The 18,203-nt window shown below is 73.0% G+C and carries 18 protein-coding genes and 1 pseudogene; 8 read left to right on the top strand and 11 right to left on the bottom strand.

Annotation, left to right across the window (positions count from 1 at the left end; translation table 11 throughout):
* A pseudogene (locus E1300_RS36860) lies at window positions 1-472 on the bottom strand (ATP-dependent DNA ligase); the annotation flags it as partial.
* A 148-nt stretch (window positions 473-620) separates the two neighbouring features.
* Here E1300_RS36860 and E1300_RS36865 point away from each other — a divergent pair.
* Window positions 621-1,394: a hypothetical protein gene (locus tag E1300_RS36865; RefSeq protein WP_131761753.1), complete on the top strand. Its 774-nt coding sequence runs from the start codon at window positions 621-623 to the stop codon at window positions 1,392-1,394.
* A 397-nt stretch (window positions 1,395-1,791) separates the two neighbouring features.
* Here E1300_RS36865 and E1300_RS36870 read toward each other — a convergent pair whose 3' ends face one another.
* The 3 genes from E1300_RS36870 to E1300_RS36880 form a co-directional block, all read right to left on the bottom strand.
* Window positions 1,792-2,763 (bottom strand): AurF N-oxygenase family protein, encoded by a 972-nt coding sequence (locus E1300_RS36870; RefSeq protein WP_131761754.1) that lies wholly within the window; start codon window positions 2,761-2,763, stop codon window positions 1,792-1,794.
* Window positions 2,764-2,855: 92 nt separating this feature from the next.
* Window positions 2,856-3,713 (bottom strand): SDR family NAD(P)-dependent oxidoreductase, encoded by an 858-nt coding sequence (locus tag E1300_RS36875; protein ID WP_131761755.1) that lies wholly within the window; start codon window positions 3,711-3,713, stop codon window positions 2,856-2,858.
* 35 nt (window positions 3,714-3,748) lie between these two features.
* Window positions 3,749-4,903 carry a ferritin-like domain-containing protein gene (locus E1300_RS36880; RefSeq protein WP_131761756.1) on the bottom strand — a complete coding sequence of 385 codons (1,155 nt, stop codon included), beginning with the start codon at window positions 4,901-4,903 and terminating at the stop codon, window positions 3,749-3,751.
* A 182-nt stretch (window positions 4,904-5,085) separates the two neighbouring features.
* On the opposite strand from E1300_RS36880, the gene E1300_RS36885 reads away from it, so the two are divergent.
* Window positions 5,086-5,793, top strand: a complete 708-nt coding sequence (locus tag E1300_RS36885; protein ID WP_131761757.1) for a TetR/AcrR family transcriptional regulator — start codon at window positions 5,086-5,088, stop codon at window positions 5,791-5,793.
* Window positions 5,794-5,859: 66 nt separating this feature from the next.
* On the opposite strand, the gene E1300_RS36890 is transcribed toward E1300_RS36885, so the two are convergent.
* Window positions 5,860-6,480 (bottom strand): TetR/AcrR family transcriptional regulator, encoded by a 621-nt coding sequence (locus tag E1300_RS36890; protein ID WP_242619626.1) that lies wholly within the window; start codon window positions 6,478-6,480, stop codon window positions 5,860-5,862.
* Between the two features lie 82 nt (window positions 6,481-6,562).
* On the opposite strand from E1300_RS36890, the gene E1300_RS36895 reads away from it, so the two are divergent.
* Window positions 6,563-8,026, top strand: a complete 1,464-nt coding sequence (locus E1300_RS36895; protein ID WP_131761758.1) for a flavin-containing monooxygenase — start codon at window positions 6,563-6,565, stop codon at window positions 8,024-8,026.
* A gap of 61 nt (window positions 8,027-8,087) precedes the next feature.
* Complete coding sequence (locus tag E1300_RS36900; protein WP_131761759.1) at window positions 8,088-8,468, top strand: nitroreductase family deazaflavin-dependent oxidoreductase; 381 nt, start codon at window positions 8,088-8,090, stop codon at window positions 8,466-8,468.
* A 56-nt stretch (window positions 8,469-8,524) separates the two neighbouring features.
* On the opposite strand, the gene E1300_RS36905 is transcribed toward E1300_RS36900, so the two are convergent.
* Both E1300_RS36905 and E1300_RS36910 read right to left on the bottom strand, forming a co-directional pair.
* Window positions 8,525-10,201: a hybrid sensor histidine kinase/response regulator gene (locus tag E1300_RS36905; RefSeq protein ID WP_131761760.1), complete on the bottom strand. Its 1,677-nt coding sequence runs from the start codon at window positions 10,199-10,201 to the stop codon at window positions 8,525-8,527.
* A complete protein-coding gene (locus E1300_RS36910; protein WP_131761761.1) occupies window positions 10,201-10,956 on the bottom strand; it encodes a response regulator in 756 nt (251 codons plus the stop codon). Before E1300_RS36910 ends, E1300_RS36905 begins: the two co-directional genes overlap by 1 nt.
* A 53-nt stretch (window positions 10,957-11,009) precedes the next feature.
* Between E1300_RS36910 and E1300_RS36915 the strand changes: the two genes are divergently transcribed.
* Window positions 11,010-11,396, top strand: coding sequence for a hypothetical protein (locus E1300_RS36915; protein ID WP_131761762.1), 387 nt, complete (start codon window positions 11,010-11,012; stop codon window positions 11,394-11,396).
* 16 nt (window positions 11,397-11,412) lie between these two features.
* Here the strand turns inward: E1300_RS36915 and E1300_RS36920 are convergent, their stop codons facing one another.
* Both E1300_RS36920 and E1300_RS36925 read right to left on the bottom strand, forming a co-directional pair.
* Window positions 11,413-12,060, bottom strand: a complete 648-nt coding sequence (locus E1300_RS36920; RefSeq protein ID WP_131761763.1) for a TetR/AcrR family transcriptional regulator — start codon at window positions 12,058-12,060, stop codon at window positions 11,413-11,415.
* Window positions 12,061-12,133: 73 nt separating this feature from the next.
* Window positions 12,134-12,934, bottom strand: coding sequence for an NAD-dependent epimerase/dehydratase family protein (locus tag E1300_RS36925; RefSeq protein WP_131761764.1), 801 nt, complete (start codon window positions 12,932-12,934; stop codon window positions 12,134-12,136).
* A gap of 487 nt (window positions 12,935-13,421) precedes the next feature.
* On the opposite strand from E1300_RS36925, the gene E1300_RS51860 reads away from it, so the two are divergent.
* The 3 genes from E1300_RS51860 to E1300_RS36940 all read left to right on the top strand — a co-directional run bounded on the left by E1300_RS51860 (window position 13,422) and on the right by E1300_RS36940 (window position 16,613).
* Window positions 13,422-14,966, top strand: a complete 1,545-nt coding sequence (locus E1300_RS51860) for a COG1361 family protein (RefSeq protein WP_207400156.1) — start codon at window positions 13,422-13,424, stop codon at window positions 14,964-14,966.
* A 20-nt stretch (window positions 14,967-14,986) separates the two neighbouring features.
* On the top strand, window positions 14,987-15,496 hold the full coding sequence (locus E1300_RS36935) for a DinB family protein (protein ID WP_131761765.1): 510 nt from the start codon (window positions 14,987-14,989) through the stop codon (window positions 15,494-15,496).
* A gap of 97 nt (window positions 15,497-15,593) precedes the next feature.
* Window positions 15,594-16,613 carry an NADP-dependent oxidoreductase gene (locus tag E1300_RS36940; protein ID WP_131761766.1) on the top strand — a complete coding sequence of 340 codons (1,020 nt, stop codon included), beginning with the start codon at window positions 15,594-15,596 and terminating at the stop codon, window positions 16,611-16,613.
* A gap of 36 nt (window positions 16,614-16,649) precedes the next feature.
* Here E1300_RS36940 and E1300_RS36945 read toward each other — a convergent pair whose 3' ends face one another.
* Window positions 16,650-17,339: a TetR/AcrR family transcriptional regulator gene (locus E1300_RS36945; protein ID WP_131761767.1), complete on the bottom strand. Its 690-nt coding sequence runs from the start codon at window positions 17,337-17,339 to the stop codon at window positions 16,650-16,652.
* 73 nt (window positions 17,340-17,412) lie between these two features.
* Window positions 17,413-18,203 (bottom strand): aggregation-promoting factor C-terminal-like domain-containing protein (locus E1300_RS51865; RefSeq protein WP_207400157.1); only part of this gene is annotated, 791 nt, incomplete at its 5' end.

The following is an 18,203-nucleotide window of genomic DNA, read 5'->3' on the forward strand; positions in this document are numbered from 1 at the left end:
GCGCGCCGCGCAGCATCACCGCGCGCCGCACGTCGGCGGCCTTGACGCCCGCGGCGGCGGCGATCGCCTCGGCCATCACGCCGTCCAGCGCGCCCTGGCGGAGCTCGCCGGACAGCAGCCGGACGAGGAAGTCCTGCTCGGGACGGGTCGCGCGGCCGAGGACGGCGGCGACCAGCTCGCGGCGGCGGGCCACCGAGCCGGGCCCGGACACGGCGCCGATCTCGCCGAACGCCGCGTCGACCTCGCGGACGGTGAGGGACGGCTCCGCGGCGGGCGGCGGGACGTCGCGCAGCGCCGCGTACCCGACGCCGATCTGGCGCTGCGGCAGCTCGCCGGACAGGTAGGCGACCACGATGGCGGCCTCGTCCGGCTCGGCGCCGCGCAGGCACTCGGCGAGCGCGGCGACCTTGGCCTTGCGGCCGGGCGTGCCGGCGACGGCCGCCGACGTCCGGGCGATCTCCGCGATGAGCATTCCTCCATTCTCACCACGGGGTCCGACATCTGGCCCCGCGGGGGGTTGGTCCGGGCCGCAACGCCTTACTACGTTGGCGGTGGGGTATGGGGACACCGGACGTGAGGCCGGCCGGACGGGACGCCGGCCGGGGAGTGAGGAGCGAGGAGTGGGCCTTCCGCGTCCGTCGGAGCAGTTCCCGCGGGTCTACTCCGCGCCGGACCCCCCGGCGCCGGCCCGCCGCCCGAAGCTGCTCGCGCTGCTGGTCGCGCTCGTGACGTTCGCCGTGGCGGCCGTCGTGGTCTTCCTGGTGGTCCCGCTCGGGAGCGGAGGCGGGGACCATGCGGGGGAACGATCCACGCCGGGCACCGCCCCGACGGACGATCCCGCCGCGCCCGCCCCGACCGGGCCGGGCACCCCGTCGCCGGAGCGGACGGCCCCGACCGCGGGGCCGATCGCGTCGCTGCCCGCGCCGTGCTCGACGATCCCGGCGGGCACCGTCCAGCAGATCCTTCCGGGCGCGAAGCGGGAGGAGAGCGCCAACTCGACCCTGACCACGTGCACCTACTACGGGACGGGCTCCGGGTTCCGCTGGCTGCGGGTGGAGGCGCATTTGTACCCGCCGGGGGCCACCTCGGAGCCGGTGAAGGACGCCGAGGGCTACTACGACGCGCAGTGGGCGCAGGCCCACCAGGCCACCCTCGAACGGACGATCACGCTCGAACGGCAGCCGGGCATCGGGGACGAGGCGTACCGGTGGTTCAAGGCCGACAAGGGGCAGCCGACGGTGGTCGGCCAGGTGACGGCGCGGGTGCGCAACGCGGTCTTCACGGTGAGCTACAGCGAGCAGGCCGCCGGAAAGGGCGAACAGGACAAAAGGGAAAGAACGTGCATGGCGAAGGCCGTCCGGGTCGCGCGCGAAGTGCTGGCGGCACTCCGTTGAATCTTTTCTGACCTTAATTGGCCGATCATGGCATATCGCCTGTCAACCCCTTCTAAAGTAGTGGAGTAAAGGGGAGGAAGGGTGTGCCGGTCGAGCTCCCGCTCAAAACGATGATCGGCGTACCGGCGTCGGGGAGGAGGAGGTCGAGAACATGACCGTTCCAGCGGTAGGAGTCTCCTGGGTGCGGTAATCCCAGGTCAGGTCAGGTTCTGCCCAGGGCCGTGGAGTGGACCCCGCTCCACGGCCCTTTTCTTCGCCCGCGCGTGGACCAACCGGGAAGGTCCGCGCCGCACACTAGAAAAAGCTTCGGTAATTGCCGCGATGTGCCATCGCCTAATGTCACATCGAGGTCCCGGTAAATGGCGTCCGAGTAGAACGCGTTACCGTTCCGGCGGCCTTACGGCTCCAGCAGCCCCGCCCGCACCCATATGTCCCGCGTCCGGCCCTCCAGGAACCCGACCTCCTCGAAGAACGCCGTGCACTTGCGGAAGGACCACGCCAGCGTCGCCCGGCGGTGCGGGCTGCGGGCCGCGACCCGGCGCGCCAGCCGCGGGTCCAGGCCCACCGCCGCGTAGCAGGACGGGTGGATCACCCGGGCCGCCATCAGCCGGGCGGCCTGCGCCAGCCCGCGCGCCGCCATCCGCCGCCGCACCGGCGCCGCGTCCGCCACCAGGCGCTTCAGCTCCTCCCGCGCGTACTTGATGTGCCGGGCCTCCTCGACCACGTGGATCCGGGTGACCTGCCGGACCATCGGCTGCACGTCCTCGGCCGGGAACGTCAGCCGCTGGAACGCGTCGGTGAACTCCTCCACCACGAGCGTCCCGGCGAACATCGGCATCGGGTCGTACACCACCGCGGACAGCTTGCCGATCTGGTACTCCGGCGCCCGCGGCCGGTGCGTGCGGAGCCCGCACGTCCGCACCATGCGGGCGAACATGCGCGAGTGCCGGCACTCGTCCGCGATCTCGGTCAGCGCGTACCCGACGTGGCCGGTGTCGTAGCGGTGCCGGTAGGCGTGCTGCACCAGCGACTGCATCAGCAGCATCTCCGACCAGATGCCGAACGAGGCGATGCTGCACATCTCGTGCTTGGACAGCTCCACCCGCTGCCGGTGCGTCAGCCCGTCCCACAGCGGCGTCTCGTAGAGGGAGACGAGCTGCGGCGGGGTGTAGAACACGTCCGGGTCCTGCGGGGCGTCCCAGTCGACGTCCTCGTCCGGGTCGAACGAGTGCTTGCGGGACGCCCGCAGCAGCCGTTCGGCGACCAGCTCCCGGTCGGTCAGCTCCAGGGTGTGGTCGCCGTCCTTGCAGCGGATCCGCGCCGTCCACGTGCGGGGGCGGCCGTCGCTGAGCAGCGCGTCGGGGGGCATGGTCCGGTTCCTCTCGCCGTCGGTGTCCGCGGGAGGGGGTGCCGCGCGGACGGTGCGAGCCGCCGGCCGGGCGCCGTGGCCGGGGCGTGGGATCAGGGTGCGGGGATCCTGGCCAGGAGGCGCAGGGAGGACGGGGACACCCGCGACAGCGTGCGCAGCAGGTGCCCCTCGAAGTTCACGGGCACGACGGGCTTGTTCTTGATGACGGCCTCGACGATCCGCTCGGCGACCTTCTCGGGCGGGTAGCCGCGCATCGACAGCGCCCGCCGCCCGCGCTGCCGCCGCAGCTCCCGGGCGGCCGGGTCGCCGCCCACGAAGATCCCGTTCTCGACGATGCCGGTGTTGGCGAAGCCGGGGCAGACGGCCGTCACGCCGATGCGGTGCCCGGCGAGCTCGGCTCGCAGGCACTGGCTGAGCATGAGGACGGCGGCCTTGGTGGTGCAGTAGGCGGGCATCGACCGCCACGGCGCGAACGCCGCGGCGGACGCGATGTTGACGATGTGGCCCCCGAGGTTCGGCTTGTCGGGCTTGTTCGGCAGTGCCTCGACGCGGTCGACCATCTGCCGGCCGAACAGGCGGGAGCCGTGCACGACGCCCCACAGGTTGACGCCGAGGATGCGCTCCCAGTCGGCGGCGGAGGTGTCGAGGAACGGGCCGGTGACCGCGATCCCCGCGTTGTTGACCACGATGTCGGGGACGCGGTGCGCCTCCTTCACCTCGGCGGCGAACGCCTCCATCGCGCCCGCGTCCGCCACGTCCACCCGGTGGGCCGAGCCGCCGGGCCCGAGCGCCTTGGCGAGGACGACCGTGCGCTCGGCCGCGGGCAGGTCGATGTCGGCGGCGACGACGGTCGCGCCGCGCTCGGCCAGCGCGAGCGCGGTGGCGCGGCCGAACCCGCTGCCGGCTCCGGTGACGACCGCGAGCGCGCCGTCGAAGTGCGCGAGGGGCATGGAGACCTCCGTGGGGTGGGATCGTCCAACCGTACTCAGGCGCGGACGGCCTCCGCGGCGCCCGGGCCGGTCGCCGGGGCGGTCTCCGGGTCGGTCTCCGCGGCGATGACCGCGTCCACCTCGGCCTTCCGCTCGGCCTCCTCGGCGGCGAACCGCTCGGTGTCGAGCCGCTCGGCGATCTCCTCGTCCTGGCCCATCAGCGCGTCCAGGTCGGCCTTCGACATGTCGAGGACGCCCATGTCGTCGTAGGCGCGCTGGACGCGCTCGCTCCACAGCCCGATGTCCTTCACGCACGGGACGATGCGGCTGAACAGCAGGCTCTGGAACATCCGCATGTAGGGGGAGTTCTCGACCATCTCGTCGACCTCCTTCGGGTCGATGCCGAAGTTGGTCCAGATCTCCCGGCCGCGGATGCGGTCCCGCATCAGGTAGCAGCCCTCGATGACGAACTCCTCGCGCTCGCGGAGCTCCGGCTCGGAGAGCTGCTTGTAGTAGTCGCGCAGCGCCAGCCGCCCGAACGCGACGTGCCGCGCCTCGTCCTGCATGACGTAGGCGAGGATCTGCTTGGGCAGCGGCTTGGTGGTGATGTCGCGGATGACGCCGAACGCGGCGAGCGCGAGCCCCTCGATGAGCACCTGCATGCCGAGGTAGGGCATGTCCCAGCGGGAGTCGGTGAGCGTCTCGCTCAGCAGGTCCTGGAGCTTGGTGTTGATCGGGTAGACGAGCCCGATCTTCTCCTTCAGGAACCGGGTGAAGATCTCGACGTGCCGCGCCTCGTCCATCGTCTGGGTGGCGGAGTAGAACTTGGAGTCGAGGTCCGGCACCGACTCCACGATCCGGGCGGCGGTGATCATCGCGCCCTGCTCGCCGTGCATGAACTGCGAGAACTGCCAGGACGCGCTGTGCTGCCGCAGCTCACCGCGCTGCCGGGGGGTGAGCTTGTCCCAGTGCCGCGTGCCGTAGATGGCGAGGGACTGGTCGGGGACGCCGAGGACGTCGTGCGGGTCGACCTCCAGGTCCCAGTCGATCCGCTTGACCGAGTCCCACTGCTTGTCCTTGCCCTTCTGGTACAGGGCGAGCAGGCGGTCGCGGCCGTCGTCGTACTCCCAGGTGAACCGGGCGTCGCCGGCCATCGGCACGTTCCAGGTGGACGCGCCGACGGGGGAGGTGTAAAGGTCATGGGTCGACATGGGACTCCTTTCTCCCGGCGGGACGGGCCGCGCCGCAGGAGGAGCTCGTCTCGCGCCGTGCGCTCCGGGCGTACGCTCCGGGCGTACGGTGGGACGAGACGTACTTTGTACGTCCGACGTACGTTGTACGTACCGTGTCACGGGCCACTTACGGCTGTCAACGGCGGAAGGACACGCCCCGCATGGAGCACGATGTGACGTCCGGCACACCCGCCACGCGGCCGGCGCTGACGCGCGGGCGCATCGTGCGGGCCGCGATCGGGCTGATCGAGCGGGAGGGCGCCGGCGCGCTGTCCATGCGCCGCGTGGCGGCCGAGCTGGGCGTCGCGGTCATGTCCCTGTACAACCACGTCCCGAACAAGGCCGCGCTCCTGGAGGGCGTCGCCGAGCACGTCGTCGCCGGGATGGAGCTGGAAGACGACCCGTCGCGCTCGTTCGCGGACCGCGCCCGCGTCCTCGTCCGGGCGTTCCGCACCGTGGCGCACGAGTACCCGCGCTGCATGACGATCGTCCTCACGCACGAGATCGACTCCCCGGCCGGGCTGCGGCCCGCCGAACGCGCGCTCGCCCTCGCCGACGCCGCCGGGTTCGACGGCGAGACCTCCGTGCGGATCATGCGGGCGCTGCTCGCCTACGCGCTCGGCGCCCAGCTGCGCGAGACCGGCGCGGTGCGGATGCTCGACCACCTCGCGGCCGCCCCCGCCGACTCCTACGGCCGCCTCGACCCCGACGAGTTCCCGCACGTGATCGCGCTCGCACCGCAGCTCGCCCGACACGACCCCGAGACCGACTTCGAGTTCGGCCTGGACCTGCTGATCCGCGCCCTGGACGCCCTCCCGCGCGCCGCGTCCCGGCCGCTCGACGAGGACCCGGGCACCGCGCAGGGCTGACCCCCGCCAGGACGACCGGCCGGGACGACCGCCGGGGCGCCCGGCCGGCCCCGGACCGGCCGCGGGTCAGTCGCCCGGGACGACGTAGGGGCTGAGGCCCTGCCAGCAGAAGTCGGTCATGTAGCGCGCCGCGTCCTCCACCGAGACGCCGGGACGGCGCGTCTGCCACTGGGCCAGCCGCTCGCTCGCCCCGACGATGATCTCGGTGTAGCCCTCGATCCGCTCGGCCGGCGCGCCCGGCGCGAACGTCGCCAGCACCCCGGCGATCAGCTCGCTCTGCTGCCGCCGGGTCGCCTCGACGGCCTCGACCGTCTCCGGGGCCGCCGCGGACGGCTCGCGCAGCAGCATGTCGAACGACTTGGCGTGCGCGTCGATGAAGCCGAAGTAGGCGACCATGCCGCGCCACAGGATGTCCTCGGGGGCGGTCGCCCCGGCCATCGCCTTCTGGGTGACGTCGAGCAGCTCCGCCTTGGAGCGGCGCACGCAGGCCAGGAGCAGGCCGTCCTTGGACCCGAAGTACTCGTACAGCATCGGCTTGGAGACGCCGCACCGCTCGGCGATCTCGTCCATCGAGGTGCCCGAGTAGCCGCGCTCGCCGAAGATCTCCTCCGCCACGTCCAGCATCTGCCGCTCGCGCTCGGCGCGGGACATCCGGCGTCGGCGCCCGGGGGGTGTGGCGCTGGTCACAGGGAAATCCTAACTGTTGGACCTACCGTCAGTAACCTACTCCGGGTAACTTACTGCAAGTAGGTTACGCGAGAGGATGGATATGGACGAGCGCGCCCCGTCGATCGTCATCATCGGCTCCGGCTTCGCCGGGCTCGGCATGGCGATCCGGCTCAAGCAGTCGAGCTTCCACGACTTCGTCGTCCTGGAGAAGAGCGAGGCCCTCGGCGGGACCTGGCACGACAACACCTACCCGGGCTGCGCGTGCGACGTCCCCTCGCACATGTACTCCTTCTCCTTCGAGCTCAACCCGGGCTGGTCGCGGATGTTCGCCCCGCAGCCGGAGATCCGCTCCTACATGGAGCGCACGGCCGACAAGTACCGCGTCCGCGAGCACATCCGCTTCGGCGCCGCCGTCGAGACCATGGAGTACGACGACGCCGCCCGGCGATGGAACGTGACGCTCGCCGACGGCACCGTCCTCACCCCCAAGGCGGTCGTGTCCGGCATCGGCGCCCTCCACATCCCCTCGTTCCCCGACCTGCCCGGCATCGAGCGCTTCCAGGGGACCACCTTCCACTCGGCCGAGTGGGACCACTCCTACGACCTCGCCGGCAAGCGCGTCGCCGTCATCGGCACCGGCGCGTCCGCGATCCAGTTCGTCCCGCAGATCGCGAAGGAGGTCGAGCACCTCGCGCTGTTCCAGCGGACGCCGCCGTGGATCCAGCCCAAGCCCGACCGCGAGTTCCCCGCCGCCGTCCGCAAGGCGTTCGAGAAGGTCCCCGGCGCGGCCCGCGCCTTCCGCAACACCATCTACTGGGCGCTGGAGGCCCGTGCCGTCGGCTTCACCATCGACCCGCGGCTGTCGTTCCCGCAGGAGAAGCTCGCCCGCTGGCACATCGAGCGGCAGATCGCCGACCCCGAGCTGCGCGCCAAGGTCACGCCCGACTACACGATCGGCTGCAAGCGCGTCCTGCTGTCCAACGACTACTACCCGGCGCTCACCCGCCCCAACGTGGACGTCGAGACCTCCGGCGTCGCCGAGGTCCGCGAGAACTCGATCGTGACGAAGGACGGCCGCGAGTACGAGGTCGACTGCATCATCTACGGCACCGGCTTCAAGGTCACCGACGCCCTCGCCGAGCTGCGCGTCACCGGCCGCGACGGCGTCAAGCTCCAGGAGATCTGGGCGGACGGCATCGAGGCGCACCGCGGCACCACGATCCCCGGCCTGCCGAACTTCTTCATGCTGCTCGGCCCGAACACCGGCCTCGGCCACAACTCCGTCGTCTTCATGATCGAGACGCAGATCCAGCACGTGCTGAGCTGCCTGCGGCTGCTCCAGGAGCGGGGCGCCGACGCGATCGAGCCGAAGCCCGCCGCCAGCCGCCGCTTCAACGACCGCCTCCAGCGCCGCCTGCGCCGCGCCGTCTGGAACGAGGGCGGCTGCGACAGCTGGTACCTCGACGACCAGGGCGTCAACCGCACGCTCTGGCCCGGCCACACCTTCGAGTTCTGGGCGGGCAGCCGCAAGGCGAACCCGGACGAGTACCTCATCACCCGCTGATCCCGCCCCCGGGACGGCCCGGGTGCTGACCGGGCGCGCCCCGGCGTGCTAGGGAGGACGCATGCCTCCAGCACTGCTGCCGCGATCCGTCGCCCGCTTCAACCGGGTCGTCACCAACCGCGTCCAGGGCGTCTACGCCCCCTACCTGCCGCCGCTCGCGGTGGTCGTCCACCGCGGGCGCGGGTCGGGCCGCGAGTACCGGACGCCGGTCGTCGCGTTCCGCAGCGGCGACCGGCTCATCATCGGCCTGCCGTACGGGACGGACACCGACTGGGTCCGCAACCTCCTCGCCGCCGGGCAGGGCGGGATCGAGCGGCTCGGCCGCGCCCGGCGCATCGCCCGCCCGCGGGTCGTGACGTCCGCCGACGGCCTGGACCTCCCGCCCGCCGCGCGCCACGCGTCCAGGTACATGGCCCTGCTGATCGCCGACATAGAGGACTGAGCGCCGCGGACTGAGCACCGGGGACTGAGCGCCGAGGGGGTCGGTGAGCAGGCCGATCAGCGGGTGGGCTGATCGGTCCAGTCGCTGAGGAGCCGGTCGAGGCGGGCGGGGTCGAGCGGTTTGGCGAGGTGGGCGTCGAATCCGGCGGCGCGGCTGCGTTCGCGGTCGGCGTCCCGGCTGAACCCGGAGACGGCGATCAGGCGGGTGCCGCGGTGGGTCGGGGTGCGGCGCAGCCTGCGGGCGACGGTGTAGCCGTCGGGGTCGTCGCCGAGGGCGAGGTCGCACAGGATCAGATCGAACGGGCGGTCGGCGGCGGCGAGGGCGTCGGTGCCGTTGGCGGCGATGGTGACGGTGTCGCCGCGCTGGCGCAGCAGCACGGCGTACATGGCGGCGAGGTCGGCGTTGTCCTCGACGAGCAGGACCCGCATCGGCGCCCGGGTGGCGGCCGGCGCGGGGCGCTGCTCGGCGCTGTCCGACGGGGCGTCGGTGAGCGGCAGCCGGACGGTGAACGTGGCGCCGGTTCCCGGACCGTCGCTGTGGGCGGCGGCGGTGCCGTCGTGCAGCGTGGCGATGCCGCGGACCACGGCCAAGCCCAGGCCCAGACCGGCGGGAGTGCGCTGGCCGGATGCGCCGGCACGCACGAAGGGGTCGAACAGGCCGGCCGCCGCGTCGGGCTCGAAGCCGGGTCCCTCGTCGCGCACGCGCAAGAGGGCGTGCCCGGCGTCGATGGTCACCTCGACGTGCACGGGGATGTCGGTGGACGCGTGCTTGCGGGCGTTGTCGAGCAGGTTGCTGATCATCTGGGCGAGGCGGACCGGGTCACCGTCGACGGTCGCCGGCATGTCGGGCAACGTGAGGCGGATCACGGCGGTGCCGGGGCGGGTGGCATCCATGTCGCGGACGGTGGCGGCCACGAGCGTGCGCAGGTCCAGTGGCCGGCGGGCGACCTGCAACTGACCGGTGACGACCCTGGCGGCTTCGAGCAGGTCGTCGGTCATCCGGGTCAGGGCGGTCAGCTGCCGGGCCAGTACGGCGCGGGCCGGATGGTCGGGGACGTCCAGCTCAAGGACGTCGAGGGCGGCGCGGGCCGACGCGAGGGGATTGCGCAGCTCGTGGGACAGGGTGGCGATGAACCGGTCCTTGGCCTGCTGCTGGGCTCGCAGCTCGTCGCCGGCGGCGGCCAGTTCGGCGTTGACGCGCTGGAGTTCCCGGTTGGCGTCCTGGAGGTGGCGGCCGCGGGTGAACAGGTCGGCCTCCATCTGCTCGACCCGGGTCTGCAGCGCCACGGCGACGCGCTGCTGCTCGCGGCCGCGACGGCGTAGTTCGACCAGGTCGGTGACGTCCTGGACCCGGTGGACGATGAACGCCACACTGCCGTCCTCGGCGAACACCGGGGTGTTGACCGGGCTCCAGTACCGCTCGACGAACTCTCCCTCGGGGGTACGGACGTCATAGCGCTGGAGGGCGAGGGCGTCGGGCCGGCCGAAGTCCACCACCGTCTGCAGGGATCGGCGCAGATTGCGCACGCCGTCGGCGTCCGGGTCGTCAGGGTTGTCGGGGAACACCTCGAACATCGGCCGGCCGGCCACCGCCTCCCGGTCGATCATGGTGGCGTCGGCGTAGGCCTGGTTGACGGTGACGATGGTGAAGCCCGCCGTCATGATCAGGTACGGCGACGGGAGCGCCTCGAACAACCGCTCGTAGTCCAACGCCCATCCGTCCGCGGACGGCATCACGGGTCCAGCCGGTAGCCGACCCCGCGCACGGTGGTGATCCGCGGGCTGGTCGCGCCGGCCGCGGCGAGTTTGCGGCGCAGCCGGTACACATGCTCGACGACGGACGAGCCGTCCTGCCGGTGCGGGTCGGCGCCCCACACCGCGCTCAGCAGCTGGCCGGTGGCGAACACCTGCCGGGGCTGGGCGACCAGCAGCGCCAGCAACCCGTACTCCAGCGGTGTCAACGCGATCCGCACGCCGTCCACGGTGACCTCGCGCGACCGGGTGTCGACGGCCAGCCCGCCGACGCGATGCACCGCGTCGGCGCCCGGGGGGTGCGCGCGCCGCAGCACCGCCCGGATCCGGGCGGCCAGCTCCGGCAGGGAGAACGGCTTGACGACGTAGTCGTCGGCGCCGAGCTCCAGTCCGACGACGCGTTCACGCTCCTCGACCCGGCCGGTCAAGATGATCACCGGCAGGTGGCGGCCGGCGCGTACCCCGCGCAGGAAGTCCAGGCCGTTGCCGTCGGGGAGGCCGAGATCCAGCACGAGCAGGTCGACGGGGTGGGTGCGCAGCAACGCCGCCGCACCGCGGCTGTCGCCGGCGGTGCACATCCGGAATCCGTCACGGGTGAGGTACGCGGTGGCCATCTCGACCAGGTCCGCCTCGTCGTCCACCAGAGCGATCACCGGCCGCGTCACCGCCGGGCGCAGCGGCTCGCGCGCCGGTGGGTCGTTGAGCTGCCGGTCATCCCGCGTCGATGCGGCACCCATGCGGTGAGCGTAACACCGGAGACGTCACGCCCGCCGCCGCACATGGAGCCGCCATGCCGCCACCAGACGACCCCGCCGGTCCGCCCGCCGCGCGAAGCGCCGACGGGCCCGGAACCCCGCGGCGGCCGTCCGAACGCGCCGGCCCGCTCATCGAGCGCGCCAAGCAGCGCATCGCGCGTGCCGACCAGCTCATGGAGCGTGCCGATCAGCGCATCGAGCGCGCCAACCAGCGCATCGAGCACGCCAACCGGCTCCTCGCCGCGACCGGCGACCGCCTGTCGCCACGCCGAGCGCCGACGCCGATCAGCACCGGCGAGGTGGTCGCACCCACCGCCGGCCGCGGCAGCGCGAGGACAGGGGGTGACGGGAACGCCGGCTCCGGCCAGAGAGCCGAGCCGTTCCCGCGGATATGGGTGGACGTCGCGATAAGGCGGCGGTGAACCGCCGCAGGCGCGGCTACTTGTGCGGCGCGAACATCGGCTTGAAGCCGGCGATGAGCTGCCGCACCACCGGGCGCTGCTCGGCGGGCGTCCGGCCGCGCAGGTCGTGGATCGGGTCGAGGCCGTCGTAGTACGGCGCCAGCGCGAGGAACGGCAGGATCGTCAGGATCACCGTCGCGAGCACGTCGAGGTCGGCGTCGTCGCGGATGTCGCCCTTCTCCCGCCAGAGCTGGAGCGTCGGGTGGATCACCTGGAGGTAGTGCTGGTTCGCCGTGTCGCGCACGACGGACCGGACGCTGTTGTCGAGCTCGAAGTTCGTCGCGGCGGTGACGGCCCGCTCCAGCGGATGGTCGGCCATGTACTCGGTCCAGTCGCACAGGACGTCGAACAGCCACTCGTCGAACGACTGGTCGAAGTCGACCTGGGCGATGCGGCGCTCCATCTCCTCGCGGATGCGGCGGGACGCCTCGTCGCAGACGAACGCGAAGAACTCCAGCTTGTCGGTGAAGTACTGGAACAGCGAGCCCTTGGCGATCCCGGCCTCGCGGGCGATGGTGTTGAGGCTGCCCGTCGAGTACCCGTGCTCCCCGAACTCGCGCATCGCCACTTCGAGCACCCGCTCGCGCTTGGCGACGTTGAGCCGGAACCAGGTGGACGTTGGCATAACCCCTTCGACTTTCCGTCAGGAACCGGTAACCCGGAGGTCAGGATAACCGTCCGTGGCGTCCCGTGTGACGCTAAACGTCACCCGCCCCTTGCGGAGTTCCAAGGTGGGGCAGCGTGAACTCCGCCGAGGCGAGACGTCCGCTCTGCGGCGTGTCGGGCGAGACGAACGTGTCGGGGACCCCGTACGTCGCCGCGTCGTCCTTCGGCTCGTAGCCGAGCCGCTCGTCCAGCTCCCAGAAGCGCCGCGGGTTGGCGGACACCGCGTACGCGACGAGGAACCCCGGCGACGGGACGGTCAGCGCCGCGCGGACGAACCCGGCGCAGTCGCGGTGGCTGAGCCACGTCGACAGGTGGCGCGGCTCGGACGGGCGCAGCTCGAAGCTGCCGATGCGCAGGCACACGACGTCCAGCCCGAACTTGTCGGCGTAGACGTGCGCGAGCGCCTCCACGGCGGCCTTGCTGGCCCCGTACAGCCCGTCCGGGCGCGGCACCGACGCGGGCGAGACCGTCTCGGTGGACGGATGGAAGCCCGTCACGCGGTTGCTGCTCGCGATGACGACGCGCGGGACGCCGGTGAGCCGGGCCGCCTCCAGGACGCGGTGGGTGCCGAGGACGTTCGCCTCGACGAGGTCCGGCAGCGGGGCCTCGTCCGGGATCCCGGCGAGGTGGACGATCGCGTCCGCGCCCTCGGCGATCCGGACGGCGTCCCCGGCGTTCAGGTCCGTGCGGTGGACGACCTCGTTCGGCGCCTCCACGTGCAGCGGTGCCCGGTCCGCGAGGACGAGCCTCGCCGCCTCGTCGCGCAGCGGCGTCCGCAGCGCGGTGCCGATCCGTCCCGCCGCACCGGTCAGCACGATCGTTCCCAGAGTCATGGCCCGAGTCTCGCACCGCCGCCCGGAACGCGCGTGACCCGCCGCCCGCGGTGCGGGCACTCGACGATGCGCGTTGCCGAGAGACCTTGGCGCGAGCCCGCCGCAATCCCGCCGCGCCGCGGCTTTCGGCGAGAAGGAAAATCGGGATGGCACTCGACCGCTATAGGCGGCCTCGCCCCGAACCGGCAGTGCTACCGGCATCGCGGCCCGCGCCCAGCCCGGCATCACCGCCCGCTCGCACTTGACGCGAACGCTTCCGGTGCCCGCTTGGCCCCAGGGTGACGACGGCCCTGCTCACGGGCACGCGCATGGTGGCCACCCGGGCCGATCGCCGTCCGAAATGCGCACTCAATGCTAATTTCGCACCGCATTCATCTCTCCGGTTGAGCGCCCCGGAATAAGCTCGCGAATCGGGGTTGAAGGCCCATTCCTCGCATGATTGCATCAATTTCTGGCAGGACGAGCGGCGGGCGACGGAGGTGGAACGGTGCGGTCACGGCCGGCGGGCAGCAGGCTCCTCGCGGGAGTGGGCGTGGCGGCGGTCCTCGCGGTCTCCGGGGCGTCCCCGGTCATCGCGGAGCCGACCCCGACCCCGACTCCGAGCGAGGACCCGACCCCGACGCCGACGCCCACCCCGACGCCCACGCCGACCCCCACCCCCACGCCTACACCGACCCCCACGCCGACGCCCACCCCGACGCCCACCCCGACGCCTACTCCCACGCCGACCCCGACGCCGACGCCGACTCCGACGCCCACGAAGCCGCCGGGCAAGCCAGGCAAGCCGGAGAAGCCCGGCGATCCGGCCAAGCCGTCGCTGGCGCTCAGCGTGACGGTGTCGTCGGCCACGGTCCGCCCGGGAGGCTCGACCACGGCGACGGTGCGGGTCACGTCGTCCGGCGCGACCGCCGCGGGCGCCGTCCTTCGCGTGACCGGCTCGAAGGCGTCCGCGAGCCCGGGGTCGCAGGGTCTCGGCGGCGTCGGGCCGGGCGGCAGGTCGGCCACGGTGACCATCCGGGTCCCGGCGGACGCGAAGCCCGGCACGATTCGACTGACCGCCACCGTCTCGGCGGCCGGGGCCGCCGCGCGCTCGACGACCTTCACGCTGGTCATCACCGACGCCGCCGGGGCGCTCCCGCCGGGGATCACCCCCGGTTCGCTCCCGCCGGGCGTCCCGCCGACGACGGACTCCGCCGCGCCCCCGATCACGCTGCCCCCGATCAACGCCCCGCAGGTCGCGATGCCGCCCGTCGCGCCGCCGCAGGTGGCCCCCGGGCAGCTGACACCGGTGCCCGTGGCGAACCTGCGCCGCCTGCCGGACGAGTCGTCCGCGATCGACGACCTCACCGCGCTGCAAGCGGGCGTCCTCGCCGCCATGGCGTCGTCGGTGACGCTGCTCCTCCTCAGACTGCGGCTGGCCCGCCGTGCGGGCGCCACGCCCCGGCGGCCCAGCCGCCTCCACCTGCTGATCCCGTCCTCCGGACGGCGGCCCGCGACGGCCGGGAGCCCACTGCCGGGAGGTGTGCCGGCCCCCGTCGTGCCGGTCCCCGTCGCGCCGGGCGCTCCGTCCGGCGGGTCCGGTCCGAGGCTGCGCCTGCTGCCCGCGGCGCCCGTCCGCCCGGCTCCCTCCAAGCGCCGCTCGTCCGCGTCGCGCAAGCGCGAGTCGAGGCGCTCGCCGGTCGCTCGTCCCGTCCCGGTCCAGGCCGTCTTGCCCGCTCCCAGCGACTCGCCATCGGTGGTCATGGACCTCTTGGCGCACAACTGGGAACCCCCGCACGCGGACGCACCCGGCCCGGGTGTGCCCCAGCCGGAGGCCGTGCGCGCGGAGGAGCCCTGGGCCGAGGCGCTGCGCGCCGAGACGCCGCCGTCCCCGCCCCCGCGACTCGGCCGGCCCTGGTGGGAGGAGCCCGCCGAGGAACCGGGCCCGGAACTCAACCTCGCCCGTCCCGGCGTACTGCGCTGGGAGGTGCCGGTTCCTCGCGACGGCGGCCCGCGCCGCTTCCGGATCGCGATGCTGCCGGGAAGCTCCTGACGCCCAATACGCTGGCGCCGGTGACCACGGAACGTCCTGACATTCCCCTGATCGCCGACGAGCGCGCGATGCTCCGCGCCCACCTCGACTACCACCGCGCCACCCTGGCCTGGAAGTGCGACGGCCTGGACGACGACGCGCTGCGCGCGCGGGCGTCGCGGCCGTCCGCCCTCTCCCTGCTCGGCCTCGTCCGCCACATGGCCGAGGTGGAGCGGACCTGGTTCCGCAAGACCGTGAACGGCGAGCGCGGCCTGCCCAACGTCTGGTCGCACGCCGACGACTACCAGACCGCCTACGACCCGTCCGGCTGCACCCGCGCGGAGGCGTTCACCGCCTGGCGGTCGGAGGTCGAGCACGCCCGCCGGATCGAGCGCGCGGCCCCGTCCCTGGACCTCGTCGTCCACCAGCCGCGCTGGGGAAAGGACGTCTCGCTCCGCTACGTGATGCTGCACATGGTCCACGAGTACGCGCGCCACAACGGCCACGCCGACATGGTCCGCGAAGCCGTGGACGGCACCACCGGCGCCTGACCCTCCACCACCCGTCCACGACAAGTACTTGATTCACTCAAGCATCTGTGCCAGGGTGTTACTTGAGTGAATAAAGTACCTGTCGAGGGGGAGAACGATGACGGCTACCGGCACGAGGCGGACCCGGGAGTGGCACCTGGTGCGCCGGCCGCGCGGGCGGGCGACGGCCGGCGACCTGGCGCTGGTCGAGACCGAGCTGCCCGAACCGCGGCCCGGGCAGCTCCTCGTCCGCAACACGCACCTGTCGGTCGACCCGTACATGCGCGGCCGCATGGACGACCGCCCGTCCTACATCCCGCCGTTCCCGCTCAACGCGCCGCTGGAGGGCGCGGCGGTCGGCGTGGTCGTCGAGTCCCGCGCGGACGGGATCGAGCCGGGCCAGATGGTCGAGCACTTCCAGGGCCTGCGGGAGGGGACGGTGCTCGACGCGGCCGAGGCCGTCCCGATCGATGCCGGGGACCTGCCCGCCGAGGCCTATCTGGGGGTGCTCGGCGCGCCGGGCCTGACCGCGTGGCTCGGGATCACCCGGATCGCGCCGGTCCGTCCCGGCGAGACGGTGTTCGTCACGGGGGCGGCCGGGGCGGTCGGGAGCATCGCCGGGCAGCTCGCCCGGCTGCGCGGGGCCGGGCGGGTGATCGGCAGCGCGGGCTCACCGGCCAAGGTGAGCCACCTGCTGGACGACCTTGGCTACGACGCCGCCTTCGACCACCATGACGGCGCCGTCGGCGACCGGCTCGCGCAGGCCGCGCCGGACGGCATCGACGTCGTGTTCGACAACGTCGGCGGCGTCCAGCTGGAGGCCGCGATCGCCCGCCTCCGGGTCGGCGCCCGGCTGGCCCTGTGCGGGATGGCCAGCCAGTACGACGGCCGGGAGCCGTACGGCGTGCGGAGCCTCTACGAGCTGGTCACCAAGCGGGCGACCGCGCGCGGCTTCCTGGTCACCGACCACCAGGAGCAGATGCCCGCCTTCCGCGCCGAGGTCGGCCCCTGGGTGCGGTCGGGCGAGATCGTCCACCGGCAGACGGTGCTGGACGGCGTCGAACGGGTCCCCGAGGCCCTGCTCGGCCTGCTGCACAGCGGCGCGCCCACGATCGGCAAGGCCGTCGTCCGGGTCTGACGCGCGGCGCCGGCGACCCGCGCGGACGGGACGCGGTCAGCGGGCGAGGCGGATCAGGATGCGGCAGACCTCTTCGATGATCTCGGCGGCGTCGGTCTCGGTCTCGGCGGTGGCGATCTCGCGTCCGGCCTCGCCGATGACGGTCGTGAGGACGAGGCTGAGGACCTGCTCGGCGCGCGAGGCCGGGGCGGCGGGGTCGGCAGAGGAGCCGCCGGGGGCCGCGGGGTCGGACGCGCCGCGCAGCAGCTTGGTGTTCTGGGCGATCCAGCGCTGGGCGCGGCTGCGGCGCATCAGGGACGAGCCCGCCGGGCCCTCGCCGCCGTGGAACAGGCGGGCGGCCTCGCGGCGCTCCCAGCAGACCCGCAGGTAGGCGCGGGCGCCCGCGATGAACAGCGTGATCGGGTCGGTCTCGCCGTCCCGGCGGGCGGCGGCGACGGCCTGGGCGGCGCGGTCCTCCTGCTCGGCGGTGAGCTCCTCCCACAGGGCGACGTACAGGCCGGCCTTGCCGCCGTAGTGGTGGTACAGGCTGCCGACGCTGATGCCGGAGCGCTCGACGATCTCGGCGATGCCCGCGCCCGCGTAGCCGCGGTCGGCGAAGACCTGCTGGGCGGCGGTCAGGAGGGCCTGGCGGGTGGCGTCGGCCCGGGCCCACTGGCGGCCGGTGGCCGCGGGCGGATCCGCGGCCGGGGGGCCGTCCCCGTCGGGCCGCGCCTTGCTCGTCTGCATCCTCACATGGTGCCCGTGCGCGGCATGCGGCACCAACTACTCGCGAACAGCGGTGTGCCCGACTCGGTGCCCATCAGTACCAGTGGTGCGCCTGCCACCAGGCCCAGGCGCCGCAGGGGTCCTTGTAGCGGGCCTTGATGTAGCCGAGGCCCCAGGCGATCTGCGTGGGGGAGCTGGTGCGCCAGTCGGCGCCCGCGCTCGCCAGCTTCGAGCCGGGGAGGGCCTGCGGGATCCCGTAGGCGCCGCTGGACGGGTTCTCGGCCCGCTCGTTCCAGCCGCTCTCGTGGTCCCAGATGGTCTCCAGGGACGGCCAGCAGCGGTCCCAGCCCTTGAGGGCGTTCATCTTGCGGCCGTACTTCTTGTTCTCCGCCGCGGACGGGTTGGAGCGGGCGAGGCGCTCCTTCTCCTGCTCGGCCTTGAGCTTGGCGCGGGCGGCGGCGTCCCGCTTCGCCTTCTCCTTCAGCTCCTTCAGCTCGCGCTGGTGCTGCTCGTAGGCGCGCTTCTTCGCGGCGGCGATCGTGTCCGCGGCGATGGGGTCCATGTCGGAGCCGGTCAGGCGGGCGAGCATGTCGTTGGTGGACAGGTCGGCCGTGGCCATCTTCGGCGGGTCCGCCTCGCCGACGAACTTGCTCACGTCCACCAGCGCGAGGGCGGCGGCTATCGCGCCGACGCCGGCGACGGTGATGGTGACGTTGCTGGTCAGCAGCCGCCACGCGCGCCGCCGCTTCCCCGGCCGGACGGGCGGCGCCGGCACCGGGGACGGCCCGGTCGAGGACGGCGAGGGCGGCGGCGGCGATCCGCGCCGGGCTGAGCGAGCGGGGACGGGGCATGAGTTGACAGCGTACGGTATACGCCTACGATCGT

It is taken from the genome of Actinomadura fibrosa, assembly GCF_900659615.1.
Taxonomy (GTDB): domain Bacteria; phylum Actinomycetota; class Actinomycetes; order Streptosporangiales; family Streptosporangiaceae; genus Spirillospora; species Spirillospora fibrosa.